Source organism: uncultured Methanobrevibacter sp., assembly GCF_900316895.1.
In the GTDB taxonomy this organism is placed as follows: Archaea; Methanobacteriota; Methanobacteria; order Methanobacteriales; family Methanobacteriaceae; genus Methanocatella.
Map to the genome: position 1 here is coordinate 17,124 of NZ_ONER01000015.1, position 15,234 is coordinate 32,357.

A 15,234-nucleotide genomic window follows, 5' to 3' on the forward strand; every position below is an offset into this window, starting at 1 on the left:
AAATTTATTAAATTTGAAAAACAATAATATAAACTAGATATCGGAAAAATTCGATTATCTCTTTTTTAAACCATCAAGGTGATTTCTATTAACTCCCAGGAAATAAGATACTTTTACAGGAATATTGTTAAAACCGGTAATGTATACCGAGTCAAATACAACAATAAGGATTATGGAGAGTTCAGTAAATTATCTGATGCATTATATGAAAGGGATGCACTGTTTTTTTGTAATTTCGATTATGACTTGCTTGTCGAATGCGACCTTGAAAACAAGTATGAAAATATGGAATTGCCCCCTTTTCCCGAAAAACGTCCAAAAGGCAGAATCAAAGGAACAAAATTCAATAAAAAGGAAAGGGAAGGAGAAATCCTTTTTGACCACAAAATAAGGAAATTCTACATTAAAAAAGGCGATGACATCATAGGCCATTACGACACAATGACTGAAGCATTTTACTATAAAAAGATGCTGATGGACAATGACTGGGACATGAACGTGCTGAAATCACACATCACCGAAAGAATCGAGATTAATATTGTTATTGATCAAAGCAAAGAGTATAAGGTTCAGCTCAACTTCTGTCCTAAGTGTAAAAGCAGGTTGAAAATCGGTGAAGAGGAATGTCCTTCATGCGGTATTAACATTAAGGATTATCTTTACAATAATTAAAAAAAAAAGGATAGAGAATAATTATTCTCCATCAACATATTCGTTTAAAGATTTTACATTGATTTCATTATTTTGCACAGCTTCAATAGCATTTAAAACTGCTCTTGCGCCTGCCAAAGTAGTTACATAAGGTATACCTAACTCAATAGCTAAACGTCTGATGATATAGCCGTCCTTAGCGGATTGCTTACCTTCAGATGTGTTGATAATAAGGTCAATTTCCTTGTTCAGGATAGCGTCCCTGATGTTAGGTGATCCCTGTGACACTTTCAGGACTTTTTCAACTGAATCAAGGCCGGTTGCATCACCGGTACCTGCAGTTGCCACAATATCAAATCCTAAATTGGCAGCCTTTTCAGCAATAGGTCTGATTTTCTTCTTGTCGGCTTCTTTGACGCTGATGAAAATCTTACCTTCTTTAGGAAGTTCCATGTTGGCTGAAAGCTGTGATTTATAAAATGCCATTCCAAAGCTGTCGTCTATACCGATACTTTCACCGGTTGATTTCATTTCAGGTCCGAGCACTGTATCGGATTCTGGAAGTTTCAGGAATGGGAATACTGATTCTTTTACGGCCACATGACTTATCTTGATTTCCTTTTCAAGTCCGAAGTCCCTTAATTTGGCGCCGTTCATAATCCATGTTGCAACTTTTGCCAATGGCACACCGATGGCTTTGCTTACAAACGGAACGGTTCTACTTGCACGAGGGTTTGCCTCAATGATGTAGACCATCTCTTCGTCAAGCTTGACAGCGTATTGAATGTTCATTAAACCTTTGACATCCAATTCCAAAGCAAGTTTGGTTGAGTGTTCACGGATTGTGTTCAGGATATGTTCCGGAATTGTCTGAGGAGGTATTACACATGCGGAATCTCCTGAGTGAACACCAGCTTCCTCGATGTGTTCCATGATTCCTGCAATGAATACGTCTTCACCGTCACATAACAGGTCCACATCAAGCTCGATGGCATCTTCAAGGAACTTGTCCACAAGAATAGGGTGGTCAGGTGAGACTTTAACTGCCTCTTTCATATATTCCTCAAGCTCGTTCATATCATAAACGATTTCCATTGCCCTTCCGCCGATAACATATGACGGACGTACAAGGACTGGGAATGTGATTCTTTCTGCAATCTCTTTTGCTTCTTCGAATGAATTTGCTGTTCCGTATGGTGCCTGATGAATGTGAAGTTTTTCAAGGAGTTCTGCAAAGAGTTCCCTGTCTTCTACCCTGTCGATGCTGTCATATGGTGTTCCCCATATTTTAACTCCAGCATTTGCGAGCGGTACGGCAAGGTTGATTGAGGTTTGTCCTCCGAACTGCACGATAACACCATCAGGTTTTTCCTGTTCGATTACACCCATCACATCTTCAAATGTCAACGGTTCAAAGAACAGCTTGTCTGAAATGTCATAATCGGTACTTACGGTTTCAGGGTTGTTGTTGATTAGGATTGTTTCTATTCCCTCTTCTTTTAAAGCTAAAGAGGAGTGTACACAACAGTAATCGAATTCGATACCCTGTCCGATTCTGATTGGTCCTGCACCAAGAATCACAACTTTTTTCTTTGTTGTTGAAGTCAGTTCATTACCCTCATCATAGCTGCTGTAGTAATATGGAGTTTTAGCTTCGAATTCAGCAGCACATGTGTCAACCATCTTATAGGACTGTTTTATGTTGTATCTGGTAAGCAGGTTTTTGATATACTCTTCGGTCTGGGCTGACAGTTCCGCTAGACGTTTGTTTGAGCATCCCATCTGTTTTGCTTTTCTTAAGTATTCCTCATCGTCAATTTTTTCAGCTGTGACATCGTTTTCGAACTCTACGATGTTTCTGATTTTGTAGAGGAAGAAATTGTCGATTTTGGTGAGTTCACGAATCTTGTCGATATCCATTCCGTCTTTTATAGCTGAATAGATTTGGAAGTAGATAAGGTCAGTCGGATGAGCAAGGTCTTCTTCACTCCATTCGACATATTCAAATCCGTCGAATCCCATGTCAAGAGATCTTAATGCTTTCTGGAATGCCTCTTCGAAGGTTCTTCCGATAGCCATGACCTCTCCGGTTGCCTTCATCTGAACTCCGACTTCACGGCTGATTCCTTTGAACTTGTCAAACGGCCATCTTGGGATTTTGATAACCACATAATCGATGGCAGGTTCGAATGATGCGGGAGTCTCCTTGGTGATGTCGTTTTTGATTTCATCCAAAGTCAAACCTAATGCGACTTTTGATGAGATTTTAGCGATTGGATAACCAGTAGCCTTTGATGCAAGCGCACTACTTCTTGATACCCTTGGGTTTACCTCGATTACTTTGTATTCATCGGTTTCAGGGTTTAGCGCAAACTGAATGTTACATCCTCCACGGATTCCCAATGCTCTGATAATCTTGATTGATGCGTCACGCATTTTCTGAATGGTTTCGTCACATAGACATTGGATAGGAGCGACTACAACACTGTCTCCTGTGTGGATACCCATAGGGTCTATGTTTTCCATGGTACAGACGATGATACAGGTGTCTTCCTTATCCCTCATTACTTCAAATTCGATTTCCTTCCATCCGAGAACGGATTCGTCGATAAGGACCTGGTTGATGAAACTCATGTCCAAACCGTGATTTGCAATTTCAATGAGTTCCTCTTCGTTGTGGGCAATTCCTCCACCGGTTCCACCTAATGTGAAAGCCGGCCTTACGATAACCGGATATCCTATATCCTCAACCGCTTCAAGAGCTGCTTCTACGCTTTCAACAGCATGACATTTTGGAATTTGCTCTCCAATTTCTTCCATGAGGTTTGCGAATAAGTCACGGTCCTCTACATCCTTAATAGTTTGAACGTCAGAACCTATTACCTTAATTCCTTCAAGTAATCCTAAATCTCCAAGTCCTGTTGCAATGTTCAATCCTGTTTGTCCACCCATGGTTGGTAAAATAGCGTCAATTTCCTCTTCTTCAATAATCTTTGCAACGACTTCTGGAGTCAATGGCTCGGTATAAACAGTATCGGCCATTCCCAAATCAGTTTGAATTGTAGCAGGATTACTGTTAACAAGTACTGTTTCAATACCTTCTTCTCTTAGTGATTTACATGCTTGTGAACCTGAATAATCGAATTCTGCTGCTTGTCCGATTTGAATAGGTCCAGATCCAATAATTAATACTTTTTTAATATCTTTATCAACTGGCATTTGTAATCCCTCTAATTAATAATCATCCATCATTTGGTTAAATTCATCAAAAATGTGTCTTGTATCGTTTGGACCAGGTCCTGCTTCAGGATGGTACTGTATACAATGTAACGGTAACTCCTTATGCGAAATACCTTCAGGAGTTCCATCATTCAAGTTAATCTGAGTCAATACTAAATCGGTTTCCTTTAAGGACTCCTTGTCAATTGTGAAACCGTGATTCTGTGAGGTGATGAACACTTTTCCAGTGTTTAAGTCTTTAACCGGCTGGTTTTCACCACGGTGACCGAATTTCATCTTATATGACCTTGCACCGAATGATTTTGCAATCAGTTGCTGACCCATACAGATACCAAATATTGGCAGCCTGTTTGATAGCTTTTTCATGGTTTCGATAGTTTCGGACACTCTGTCAGGGTTTCCAGGTCCGGAAGTAATCATGAGTCCTGATGGGGAGTAATCCAGGACGGTCTTGTAGTCAGTGTCATAAGGGAACAGTATGACTCCAATGTCACGTTCCAAAAATGAGTTTATGATATTCTTTTTAACACCACAGTCAATCAGGGCAACTTTCTTGTCGGCATCCTCATTGAATATCTTGATTTCCTTTGTGGAAACTAAAGGCACAACATCCATGTCTTCAATGCTTGGCTGTGCTTTTGCCATTTCCAGGAGTTTGTCATCATCGATGTCTTCAGTTGTGATAGCTGCTTTAAGTGAACCTCTTTCTCTGATTTTAAGTGTCAAATCACGAGTGTCGATTCCACTGATTCCAGGGGTTTCAAACTCTTTTAAAAATTCGTCCAATGTTTTTTGAGGTCCGAAGTTTGAAAGCTGACTGCAAACTTCACGACAAACAAATCCTTCAACCTGAATCTTGTCAGATTGATACCACTCTTCACTTACACCGTGATTACCTTCAAGCGGGTAAGTGGACATTAATATTTCTCCTTTAAAAGATGGATCAGTCAATGATTCAGTGTAACCGCCCATACCTGTGGAAAAAACGAGTTCTCCTAATTTGGTGGTTTCATAACCGAATGCTTCACCTTTTAAAATAGTTCCATCTTCCAAAGCTTTACCATTAAATCACCATAATAAAATATAAAAATTTACTATCTTTATTATATTTTATTTTAGATTATTATTAAACTTTGTTTTTTAGCGAGGAAATCACCATTTTTTGAGAAAATAATTCAAATTTAAAAATTCGATTTTGAAAATTTATTAATTAAAATGACCAAAATAAGACTATGGACAAGGAATCTGAAAAGTTAATTAAAAATCAGATGAAAAACCCGAATGATTTCAAGAAATTCAAAAAAATGATTGGAGAAACCAAGGCTTACGACGTTCCAAAGTCATTTATCGGAGAGCTGAGGCCATACCAGAAAATAGGATATTCCTGGCTTGTCTCTAATGTAAGATATAAGTTCGGATGCATACTGGCAGATGACATGGGGCTCGGTAAAACAGTCCAGGTTTTAACCGCAATACTCCATTTCAAGGAGGCAAATCCTCTGGACAGTGAACCGTCACTGATTATTGTCCCACCGACACTGATATCCAACTGGGAAAACGAAATCAAAAAGTTCACACCTGAACTGTCATATTACGTCTATCACGGATCAAACAGGACATTCCCTTTTGAGGAATATGACATCATGCTGACCTCCTACGGAGTCATAAGGCTTGATTTGGACATGTTCTTAGACAAGACATGGTTCATATGCGTTATTGATGAAGCTCAAAACATCAAAAATCCGAATACCCAGCAGACAAAGGCAATCAAGAATGTCAAGGCAAAAACAAAGATTGCCCTTACCGGTACTCCCATCGAAAACAAATTGACAGATTACTGGTCCATATTCGATTTTGTAAACAAGGGATACCTCTCATCACTGGACAGCTTCAAGGCAAATTATGTGATGAGAATCGAGAGGCTGGAAGAGACAAAGACATTGGAAAAGTTCAGGACAATAACAAAACCCTTTGTCATGAGGCGTCTTAAGACCGATGACAACATCAAGGACGAGCTTCCGGACAAGATCGTCAATGACATATACTGCAGCCTGACAAACAAGCAAATCAAGTTATACAATGCAATAATGGACGGCATATTCGAAGATCTGGAAGGAAAAACAGGCATTGAAAGACGTGGAATCATTCTAAACATCATCACCGGCCTGAAACAGGCATGCAATCATCCGGCACAGTTCCTGCGTTCGGACAATCCGAAGATTTCGGAATCAGGAAAGATGGAACTGCTGATTACAATACTAGAAAACATTCTGGATATGGATGAAAAGGTGATAATCTTTACCCAATACGCTCAGATGGGCAAAATTATACAGAAACTGGTTTCAAAGAAGATGAAAACCGAAGTGCTGTTTTTACATGGTTCACTTTCCCAGCAGAAAAGAGCGGAAGTGATTGAGAATTTCCAGGAAAATAAGGACTGTAAGATTCTGGTTGCAACACTCAAGACAGGCGGTGTGGGACTTAACCTGACAGCAGCACAGAACGTTATCCATTATGACCTGTGGTGGAATCCTGCAATCGAAAACCAGGCTACAGACCGTGTGCACAGGATTGGCCAGAAAAGCGATGTGATGGTGTATAGGTTCATCACAAAGGGAACCCTTGAAGAAGTGATTGACGAGATGAGCAAAAACAAGCTGAATCTCGCTGAAAAGGCCATAAGCAGCGATGAAACATTCATCACCGAAATGACCGATGAAGAGCTGAAGGAAAAATTGTCACTGAGATTATGAAAATTACTCTATCCTCAAGCTGAAATTAAGGCTTCTTGAGGAATGTGTCAGTGCCCCGATTGAAATGATGTCAACGCCATATTCAACATAATCCATGATATTGTCCTTGGTGATTCCGCCTGAAACTTCAATCAGTGAATTTTGACGAATGTCGAGTTTTTCAAGCTCATCAATGACCTTTTTGACTTCCTCACCGGACATGTTGTCAAGCATTACAATATCTGCGCCGTTTTCAACACATTCAACCGCATCATCCAATGTTTCAACTTCTATTTCTATTTTTTTGGAAAAGCTTGTGTTTTCCTTGGCCTTCAATAGCGCATCCAAAGGAGATCCGCAAACTGCAATGTGATTGTCCTTAATCAGAACCATGTCATCCAGGCTGAAGCGATGGGTATCAGCGCCTCCAACATTCAATGCATACTTGTCAAATTTCGCTATTCCCGGAGAGGTCTTGCGGGTGCCTGCTATTCTTACATCATAATCCTTAACCAATTCTGCATATTCAGCCGCTGCGCTGGCAACACCACTCATCCTCATGAGCAGATTCAATGCGGTCCTTTCGAGAAGCAATATTGTTCTTGCATCTCCCCTAAAGGATATGAGCAAATCATTTTTAGAGATTTTAACCCCTTCCCTCAAGCAAAGGGTTATTTCAATACCATACTCTTCAAATAATTCACGAATAACATCAATTCCTGCCAAAATGCCCTCATCCTTTGATACGATGGATGCATTTACAATCTTATCCTTTTCAACCACTGCATTTGAGGTAATGTCTCCAAATCCTTCATCTTCAGCAAGCATATATTCAATAATCTTATCCAAAAAATCACCTAAAATTTAATATAATTATGATTATATAATTTTAACTATATTAATATTGAAGTGATAAATTATGGAAGTGACATTTTTAGGAACCTCATCAGCAGTCCATTCGAAAGACCGCAATCATCCGTCTATTGCAGTTAAGGCTTTCGGTGATGTATTCTTATTTGATTGCGGTGAAGGGACACAAAGACAATTATTATTTACCAATGTAAGCCCTATGAAAATATCAAAAATATTTATCACACATTTTCATGGAGACCATATTTTAGGCCTTCCGGGATTGCTTCAATCCATGAGTCTGAATGGAAGAGAATCAAAATTAACAGTTTACGGTCCAAGAGGTTTGAACAAATTAAAGGACGCCATTTACAGCTTGGGCTATTGTGCAATTGAGTATCCTGTTGAATTTATTGAAATTGACACGGGAGTCATTGAAGAAACAGAAGAATATGTAATCAGGGCACAAAGCGTAAGACACAATGTTCCGTCATTGGCATATTCCATTGAAGAAAAGAAAAAACCACGGTTTTTACGTGAAAAAGCAATTGAATTGGGCGTTCCAGTAGGTCCTGCCTTTGGAAAACTGCACAACGGCAAAGAGGTTGAAATCGATGGCAGAATCATAAAACCCGAACAAGTTCTTGGCCCTCCGCGAAAAGGAATTAAGCTAACCTATTCAGGCGATACCCGTCCCTGTGAAGAAATGATTATGTTTGCAAGAGACAGCACATTGCTCATTCATGAATCAACATTCATACAAAAGGAAGCGCAGAATGCAGAGGAGTATGGCCATTCCACTTCCAGGGATGCGGCTTTTGTTGCCCGTGAATCAAACAGCAAAAGACTGATAATAACACATATCAGCACAAGATATGGAGAAGAATACGCTCAGATAATGTTGAAGGAAGCTCAGGAAATCTTTGAAAATACTGAACTGGCTAAAGATTGCATGGAAATAAACGTTCGAGGCGAATCATGAATATACCACAAGTAGACAACCCTACAATGATTCTAATCTATATTCTGATTATCATTATTATGGCATCAATGCTTACACGAATTATTGCCTTTTTAATGAACAAAATGAATAGATTTGAAAAGGACATGACCATAATCTATCTCATAAGGGACATCATCAATTACATAATTTATTTCATTGCACTGATGGTGATTCTGCAGTTTTTCGGAATCAATCTGGCCGGAACCCTATTGAGTTTGGGTATTGTTGGTATTGCAGTGAGTTTTGCTGCAAAAGACATCATTTCAAACCTGTTTTCCGGAATAATACTGATTTTAGGCAAAAGCATAAAAGTTGGGGACACCCTTGAAATCAAAGGCAAAAAGGGTGTTGTTGAGAGGATAACCCTCAGATCCACAATCATTGTCGATGATTTTGGAGTTAAAGACCATATTCCCAACTCAACATTGACAAATGACGCTTACCTTCAGTATAAGACCCCTGAAAAATATAGAGTGGACATAAATGCTGGACTGGCATTGGATGTTGATGTTGAGGAGTTTAAATCCTACATTACCAAAAAGATTTTAGAGTATGATGAAATCCTAAAGAAACCTGAGCCTGAGGTCTATGCCAAAGAGATATCATTTAAACAAAGCAAAGTTAAAGTATCATTTTGGGTAAAAGATTTTAATAGTAAAGATAAATATAAATTAATAGTCACTAACGAAATAAGGAAATATGTTGAAAAGGGTGGAAAATATGAGTAACTCACTTCAAGAAGAAATCTTAAAATTAAAAGAAGAGAAAAATGCAATAATTCTTGCACACAACTACCAACCAAAGGAAGTTCAGGAAATTGCTGATTTTTTAGGCGATTCACTGGAATTGTGTATAAAGGCTTCTGAAATAGACGGCAAGGATCTTGTAATATTCTGCGGAGTCGACTTTATGGCAGAAACCGCTTTTATCCTAAATCCGGATAAGAAAATCATCATTCCAACACTTGAAGCGGAATGTCCTATGGCACATATGCTTCCTGAAGAGGAACTGCTAAAGGCAAAAGAAGAGTATCCTGATGCAGGAGTCATTCTTTACGTCAACAGTATTGCTGAGGCAAAACAGCATGCAGACACATTATGTACCTCCGCAAATGCAGTTAAGATTGCCGAAAGCTTACCACAGGACAAGATATTGTTCGGACCAGACAAAAACCTGGGAACCCATGTTGCAGAAAAAACAGATAAGGAAATCATTCCGGTTCCAAAAGACGGCCACTGCTATGTACACAGACTATTCCATGTTGAAGATGTTGAGCTTAAAAGAAAAGAATATCCTAACGCTGAGATAATCTGCCACCCAGAATGTAAAATCGAAGTTCAAAAAGCATGTGATGAAGTGATGTCAACCGGCGGAATGTTAAGACACATTGCCGAAAGCGACAAGGAGGAATTCGTTATCGGAACTGAAATCGACATGATTACAAGAATCAATTCAGAAGTTCCTGGCAAAAAATTGTATCCTATGCTTGAAGGGGCAATCTGTGAAACAATGAAGCTCCATACACTTGAAAAAATCAGGGATGCACTTGTAAATGAAGCTCCGGAAGTCACATTACCTAAGGATGTTGCCGACAAGTCAAGAAAAGCCGTTGAACATATGTTAAATGCTAGCTAGACTAGCTTTAACACCTTATTTTTTAAATTGCATTAAAAAGGCAATAACCTCTTCACCAACAGGAGCATAATCTTTTTCTTCAAAGTAATAGTTCTCTTTTCTATCTTCCTGTTTTAGAACAATTGAACCCGGAACCAAATCTTTAAATGGCAAGATGTCAAGTTCATAATTGAAATAGTTATCATTGGTTGAGACGAACAAAGATCTTGCCTTAATATTACCCAACTTATTTTCAACATCAAATTCCAAAAAACAATCGTTTCTGAACTTGAAATCATAGATGTCCCTAAAGAAGCATTCATCATTAAAATCTTCAAAAATTGCAGAAATTTCATCATTGTTTAAATTATTAAATATTTTTTTGGAGGATGAATGTGCAAATAGCAGTGCATTAATTGCTATCAAATTTTTAGTTTTTGAAACACTATACCCATCAGTATAATAATCATCTATTGAGTCTATGATAAGTTCCAAAACTTTTGAAATGATAAATCTGTATCCTGAAACCTTAGCGGCGGAATTTACAATAAAAATGAATTCCATTTCATCAGGAAACTCACATGCCCATGATAAAACTATGTAACCTCCGCTACCTTCTCCAACCAGGCCCAAGATTTTTCTTATTTTAAATTTTTCCGCCAAAAACTGTCTAATAAAATTTATTCCATCAGTATACGTATATCTTGGAAATTCATAATTCAAACCTGTGGATGAAGGAGAACATGATTCGGGAGTTCCTAACGGACTGATTACAATAAAATAGAATTCATCTATAAAATTACCATGACTCATTATGTAATTGTGAGACTCTCTTAAAAATGAATAGATTCCATTGAATGTAGAAAAAAATAAGACTGCATTGGTAATGAATCCATCTTCATCATATTTTGGAGTGCCGAATGTCCTATATTCGACTTCAACATTTTCCAGCACCCTGCCATACTCAAATTCAAATGAATCCATTACATGTATATTGTCTTCAAGATACATTACAAAAACCTCTTTTCTATAAATAGGTAGTAAATGAAAACATATAAATTTTTTTAAAAACAGTTTGGAAAATATTGATAAAAACTCGAATACATTCAGAGTTTAATCGTTAAAGTATAAAATATGTTACATATCTTCTAAAAAACTTGATAGAAATACATTCATTTCAATCTCCTCACGGGCAATGAAATCATCCAATCTGATTTTTGCAACGTCGCTTTGGAATGGATACAATTCATCGCGAAAATACATTGTCAATGTCAAAACATCATCCCTGACAACGATGTCCTCGTCCAAATTGGCTTTCAGGTAATCCAACTGCTTTTCGGACAATCCTGAAACGGAATACTCTATGAATTTCTTATCGTCCCTGTCACCATAATCTGAAACATTAACAATCATCATAATCCCCTCATAAATTCTTTTAATTCATCAGAGATTGTTTCAAGCTCGTTGAAACACAAATGCCCCAATTCTGAATCCATTACAATCAACTGTGAATTTTCAATCATTTGAGACATTGGAATGCCGTCCAATTCAGGAGGAAAATGAGGATCCTGTTTGCATGAGATGATTAAAACCTTAGAATTGATTTTATCCAGTTTGTCTTCAACATCAAAGTTCATGCAGGATTCATTGCAGTACTTCAAATCATAAATGTCTATTTCAAGCATTTCATTTCCGAATGTTTCAAATTCAAATGCCAGCTCCTCATTGGACATCGCCCTTAATGCTTCCTTGGAAAGTCCAAAATTAAACTCGGCAAGGTTTGCCAATCTCAAAGTCCTAATCAGAGAGTAGGTCATTTCACCTTTTGCATAATCCGGATCGGAAGTTATGATTTCATCCACAAATTTCGAAAGGATATAGTCATGGCCTGCAACCTTATAGCTGCTTACGCCACAGATGATGAAGTCCTGAAATTCCGGATAACGGATTGCCTGTGTCAAACCGATGAATCCACCCATCGAATTTCCAATCAAACCCAAGATGTGGTCGATTCCAAATTTTTCAGCCAGAAATTGCTTTTGGAAATTGACGACATCAGCAAGAGAATATTTTGGAAACCTATTTTTCAAATCGGTTGTTGAAGGGGAGCATGATCCTGGAGCTCCCAAAGCTGACATGCTGATAAAAAAGTACTTTTCCCCGTCGAATGCATCACCTTTTTCGGTCAACGGCAAAATTTTATTAATTCCTGCAAATGTTCCAAGAGAACCGGAACAATAAACAATTGCATTGACAATAGCACCATTTTCATCATATTTTGGAGTTCCAAAGGTCATATATTCAACAACAGTGTCCCTAATCATCTCACCATTTTCAAACTCGAACGAATCCATGGTAAAGTACTCTTTCTTATCTTCAAAATATTCATCATCGTAAATGGAAATTCCTCCCCTGAACTATAATAATTGATTTTGAAAACAAATTATTTAAATTAAACTAAACAATGTAAATTGTGATGAAATATAAAATTTTAGAAAAACCAAATTGCGAAGATGCATATGACCTAATTGAAGAGGCACTTAGAAAAAGAGCTACAATACTTATTTTTGCATGCTGTAAGGTAAACTATGAAGGAAGAGCCCTAAGTGAATTGAACTGGGGAGAACGTATAATAATGATTAAACCGGATGGAGCATTCTTAATCCACCAGGAAAAAAAGGTGGAGCCAGTTAACTGGCAGCCTCCAAAATCAAGAACAAGAGCCTACATCAAAAATGACACCCTATTTTTAGAAAGTCACAGAAGAACCCCTAAAGAGCTGTTGACCGTTGAAATAAAGCAAATCCAATTCATCAACTATGCTAATGTCGAAGACTTTGAGGAACTTGAACAGGCAGGATACGAAAAGGATATGAGCGATATGATCATGGAAAAGCCACATATCATTGAAGAGGGCTTCAAACCGACTACAAGAGAGTATAGTGTCGAGCATGGTTTCATTGACATTTTAGGAAAGGACAGTGACAACAATTTAATGATTCTTGAACTGAAAGCAAGAAAAGCAGGAGTGACCGCAGTAAAGCAACTTAGACGCTACATTCAAGATATGGAAAATACGGACAACGATTATTTAAGAGAAGTTGAAGCCGAAAAGAAAAAAATAAGGGGTTTGCTCGTTGCACCGTCAATCATGGATGATGCACTTGAGATGATTGAAGAGGAAGGTATTGAATTTGTATCTGTTGAACCTCCTCGTGAGTTAAAAAGAGATAAGAAAGTAACTCTGGATTTCTTCTAATCCAGGGCATCTTCAATCCTTTTCAATTCAGCCTCATAGAATTTTTGAGTAAACTCATTTGCAGGAATTGAAGTGGTTACATGGCATTCCTTTTCCAATTTGTAAATGAGATATTCCTCGCCTTCAAGAGGAATGCTTTCATCATCGCTTAAAACATCAAGACCATCCAATTCTGATAAAATATTTTTATATTCCTTTTCCTCCAATTCGATGACATCATCCAGTTCCATTTCCTGGACCTTAGGATTCAATTGCATTGCAATGGCAACAAATCCATTGACTGTTTTATCTGAAAGTGAAAATTGAGAATTTCTGATTTCATCCATGGAGAATTTAATATGGTCTATTGTATTTTTAGTAACAGGAATTTCCCGGGATAGACCAATTTGATTGATTTCATAATGATTTTTCCATTCGCCAATTTTATAAACTGCATAATTTATATCATCAAGATTAATAATTTCTTCATCTGCCATACTATCACATTAATTAAATATATTTTTATAATATAAAAATTAAATGTAACATTTAATGGAGGTAAATCTGTGAAAAAATGTCCCGAATGTGGAAATCCTAGTTATGATGGTGCTCCTGTTTGCGGTAATTGCGGTTATCAATTTCCAAAACCAAAAGTTGTAGCGCCTAAAAAAGAGGATATTTTCCAACAAAAACCAAAATCAGAGAAAAAGACCGATGACAACGGCATTCTTACCAAGAAAAATAAGTTAGTTATTGGAATTATTTTAATTTTAACTTTAATTGTTATTTGTGGAATTGTGTTTATGGGATCCAACCACAATGGCAATGGTAGCCACTCCAATCCTATAATTCAGTCAACCAGTGATTTGGCCGAATATAAGGACGGAGATTTTTCATTCAAATATCCAAATGATTGGAAAAAAGTAAATGGAAGTGATGCGGAACATTCTAGTGCTGTATTTTTCCAAAATCCGGAAAATGTAACTATAGAGTACTACAACATCACTACTAATGCTAATTCCCTTAAAGACATAACACAACAAAGAATCACTCACGCTCAAGAGGGCGGAGATTATGTCGAACTTGTTGAAACAGTAACCATAGACGGTAGAAACTCATCAAATATGCTATTGGAAAATGCAGATGGAGACTACACCAGATATGTTTCAATGTTCAGTGATGGAAAACTATATGTTTTCAAAATAACCGGAGCTTCTGAAAACTCCCTCACATCAGAAGACATTGAAAGTGCAATAAGTTCTTCAGACATTGCTTAAGTATGGATTTAATTCATACTTTTTTCTTCAGACATTGCTTAAGTATGGATTTAATTCATACTTTTTTCTATTTTTTGTGTTACCATGAATAAAGTCAAGCTTGCCCTTTGTCAGATGAATGTAGTTGATGACAAAAAGGCCAATTTAAAAAAAGCCAGCTCAATGATAGCCAACAGTGCAGACCATGATGCTGACTTTATAGTTTTGCCAGAAATGTTCAACTGTCCCTATTCTAATGACAAGTTTATTGAATATGGTGAAAATGAGCATGACAGCCACACCTTAGATACTATTTCTCAACTGGCAAAATCATATAATGTTTACATCCTTGCAGGATCCATTCCCGAAAGGGAAGACGACAAATTATACAATACAAGCTACCTGTTTGACAAAACCGGTTCAATTTTGGCAAAACACAGGAAAATGCATCTTTTTGACATTGACGTTAAGGACAAAATCACCTTTAAAGAATCAGATGTGTTGACTGCAGGGGATGATTTTACAATTGCAGATACTGATTTAGGAAGAATAGGCATTGGAATATGCTATGACGTTCGATTTGTCGAACTTGCAAGGATAATGGTGGAAAATGGTGCTGAAATCCTATTTTATCCGGGTGCATTCAACCAG

Annotated in this window: 15 protein-coding genes; 8 read left to right on the top strand and 7 right to left on the bottom strand. The window is 37.6% G+C overall.

The annotated features are described in order from the left end of the window. The first annotated feature begins 78 nt into the window (after positions 1-78). Positions 79-672, top strand: coding sequence for a zinc ribbon domain-containing protein (locus QZN27_RS03305; RefSeq protein WP_296783563.1), 594 nt, complete (start codon positions 79-81; stop codon positions 670-672). A gap of 21 nt (positions 673-693) precedes the next feature. Here QZN27_RS03305 and carB read toward each other — a convergent pair whose 3' ends face one another. Together carB and carA are read right to left on the bottom strand one after the other, a co-directional pair. Next, positions 694-3,870, bottom strand: a complete 3,177-nt coding sequence (gene carB, locus QZN27_RS03310; protein ID WP_296783565.1) for a carbamoyl-phosphate synthase large subunit — start codon at positions 3,868-3,870, stop codon at positions 694-696. A 15-nt stretch (positions 3,871-3,885) separates the two neighbouring features. After that, the gene (gene carA, locus QZN27_RS03315; RefSeq protein WP_296783567.1) at positions 3,886-4,944 is read right to left on the bottom strand and encodes a glutamine-hydrolyzing carbamoyl-phosphate synthase small subunit; all 1,059 of its coding nucleotides are present in this window, start codon (positions 4,942-4,944) and stop codon (positions 3,886-3,888) included. Between the two features lie 179 nt (positions 4,945-5,123). Between carA and QZN27_RS03320 the strand changes: the two genes are divergently transcribed. After that, positions 5,124-6,644 (top strand): DEAD/DEAH box helicase, encoded by a 1,521-nt coding sequence (locus QZN27_RS03320; RefSeq protein WP_296783569.1) that lies wholly within the window; start codon positions 5,124-5,126, stop codon positions 6,642-6,644. Between the two features lie 3 nt (positions 6,645-6,647). Here QZN27_RS03320 and nadC read toward each other — a convergent pair whose 3' ends face one another. Next, a complete protein-coding gene (nadC, locus tag QZN27_RS03325) occupies positions 6,648-7,472 on the bottom strand; it encodes a carboxylating nicotinate-nucleotide diphosphorylase (RefSeq protein WP_296783572.1) in 825 nt (274 codons plus the stop codon). 70 nt (positions 7,473-7,542) lie between these two features. Between nadC and rnz the strand changes: the two genes are divergently transcribed. From rnz to nadA, 3 genes are read left to right on the top strand one after another with little or no spacing between them, the layout of a single operon-like run. Then, on the top strand, positions 7,543-8,454 hold the full coding sequence (gene rnz, locus QZN27_RS03330) for a ribonuclease Z (protein ID WP_296783575.1): 912 nt from the start codon (positions 7,543-7,545) through the stop codon (positions 8,452-8,454). Then, complete coding sequence (locus QZN27_RS03335; protein ID WP_296783581.1) at positions 8,451-9,203, top strand: mechanosensitive ion channel family protein; 753 nt, start codon at positions 8,451-8,453, stop codon at positions 9,201-9,203. Before rnz ends, QZN27_RS03335 begins: the two co-directional genes overlap by 4 nt. After that, on the top strand, positions 9,196-10,110 hold the full coding sequence (gene nadA / locus QZN27_RS03340) for a quinolinate synthase NadA (protein WP_296783585.1): 915 nt from the start codon (positions 9,196-9,198) through the stop codon (positions 10,108-10,110). Before QZN27_RS03335 ends, nadA begins: the two co-directional genes overlap by 8 nt. A 15-nt stretch (positions 10,111-10,125) precedes the next feature. On the opposite strand, the gene QZN27_RS03345 is transcribed toward nadA, so the two are convergent. The 3 genes from QZN27_RS03345 to QZN27_RS03355 form a co-directional block, all read right to left on the bottom strand. Continuing rightward, positions 10,126-11,100, bottom strand: coding sequence for a hypothetical protein (locus QZN27_RS03345; protein ID WP_296783587.1), 975 nt, complete (start codon positions 11,098-11,100; stop codon positions 10,126-10,128). Between the two features lie 126 nt (positions 11,101-11,226). Next, the gene (locus QZN27_RS03350; protein WP_296783590.1) at positions 11,227-11,502 is read right to left on the bottom strand and encodes a DUF5750 family protein; all 276 of its coding nucleotides are present in this window, start codon (positions 11,500-11,502) and stop codon (positions 11,227-11,229) included. After that, entirely contained in the window at positions 11,502-12,443 is a 942-nt protein-coding gene (locus QZN27_RS03355; protein ID WP_296783593.1) for an alpha/beta fold hydrolase, read from the bottom strand. The genes QZN27_RS03350 and QZN27_RS03355 overlap by 1 nt, the downstream gene beginning before the upstream one ends. 122 nt (positions 12,444-12,565) lie before the next feature. Between QZN27_RS03355 and nucS the strand changes: the two genes are divergently transcribed. After that, a complete protein-coding gene (gene nucS, locus QZN27_RS03360; RefSeq protein ID WP_296783597.1) occupies positions 12,566-13,348 on the top strand; it encodes an endonuclease NucS in 783 nt (260 codons plus the stop codon). Here the strand turns inward: nucS and QZN27_RS03365 are convergent. Next, positions 13,345-13,824 (bottom strand): hypothetical protein, encoded by a 480-nt coding sequence (locus QZN27_RS03365; protein WP_296783599.1) that lies wholly within the window; start codon positions 13,822-13,824, stop codon positions 13,345-13,347. The genes nucS and QZN27_RS03365 overlap by 4 nt on opposite strands. A gap of 69 nt (positions 13,825-13,893) precedes the next feature. Here QZN27_RS03365 and QZN27_RS03370 point away from each other — a divergent pair, with 69 nt between their 5' ends. Together QZN27_RS03370 and QZN27_RS03375 are read left to right on the top strand one after the other, a co-directional pair. Beyond that, positions 13,894-14,604: a zinc ribbon domain-containing protein gene (locus QZN27_RS03370; protein WP_296783603.1), complete on the top strand. Its 711-nt coding sequence runs from the start codon at positions 13,894-13,896 to the stop codon at positions 14,602-14,604. 84 nt (positions 14,605-14,688) lie between these two features. Further along, positions 14,689-15,234 (top strand): nitrilase-related carbon-nitrogen hydrolase (locus tag QZN27_RS03375; protein ID WP_296783605.1); only part of this gene is annotated, 546 nt, incomplete at its 3' end.

Coding starts and splice junctions, on each gene's coding strand:
- carB (WP_296783565.1), bottom strand. CDS start 3,870: ATGCCAGTTGATAAAGATATTAAAAAAGTATTAATTATTGGATCTGGA.
- QZN27_RS03320 (WP_296783569.1), top strand. CDS start 5,124: ATGGACAAGGAATCTGAAAAGTTAATTAAAAATCAGATGAAAAACCCG.
- rnz (WP_296783575.1), top strand. CDS start 7,543: ATGGAAGTGACATTTTTAGGAACCTCATCAGCAGTCCATTCGAAAGAC.
- QZN27_RS03335 (WP_296783581.1), top strand. CDS start 8,451: ATGAATATACCACAAGTAGACAACCCTACAATGATTCTAATCTATATT.
- nadA (WP_296783585.1), top strand. CDS start 9,196: ATGAGTAACTCACTTCAAGAAGAAATCTTAAAATTAAAAGAAGAGAAA.
- QZN27_RS03345 (WP_296783587.1), bottom strand. CDS start 11,100: ATGTATCTTGAAGACAATATACATGTAATGGATTCATTTGAATTTGAG.
- QZN27_RS03350 (WP_296783590.1), bottom strand. CDS start 11,502: ATGATTGTTAATGTTTCAGATTATGGTGACAGGGACGATAAGAAATTC.
- QZN27_RS03355 (WP_296783593.1), bottom strand. CDS start 12,443: ATGGATTCGTTCGAGTTTGAAAATGGTGAGATGATTAGGGACACTGTT.
- nucS (WP_296783597.1), top strand. CDS start 12,566: ATGAAATATAAAATTTTAGAAAAACCAAATTGCGAAGATGCATATGAC.
- QZN27_RS03365 (WP_296783599.1), bottom strand. CDS start 13,824: ATGGCAGATGAAGAAATTATTAATCTTGATGATATAAATTATGCAGTT.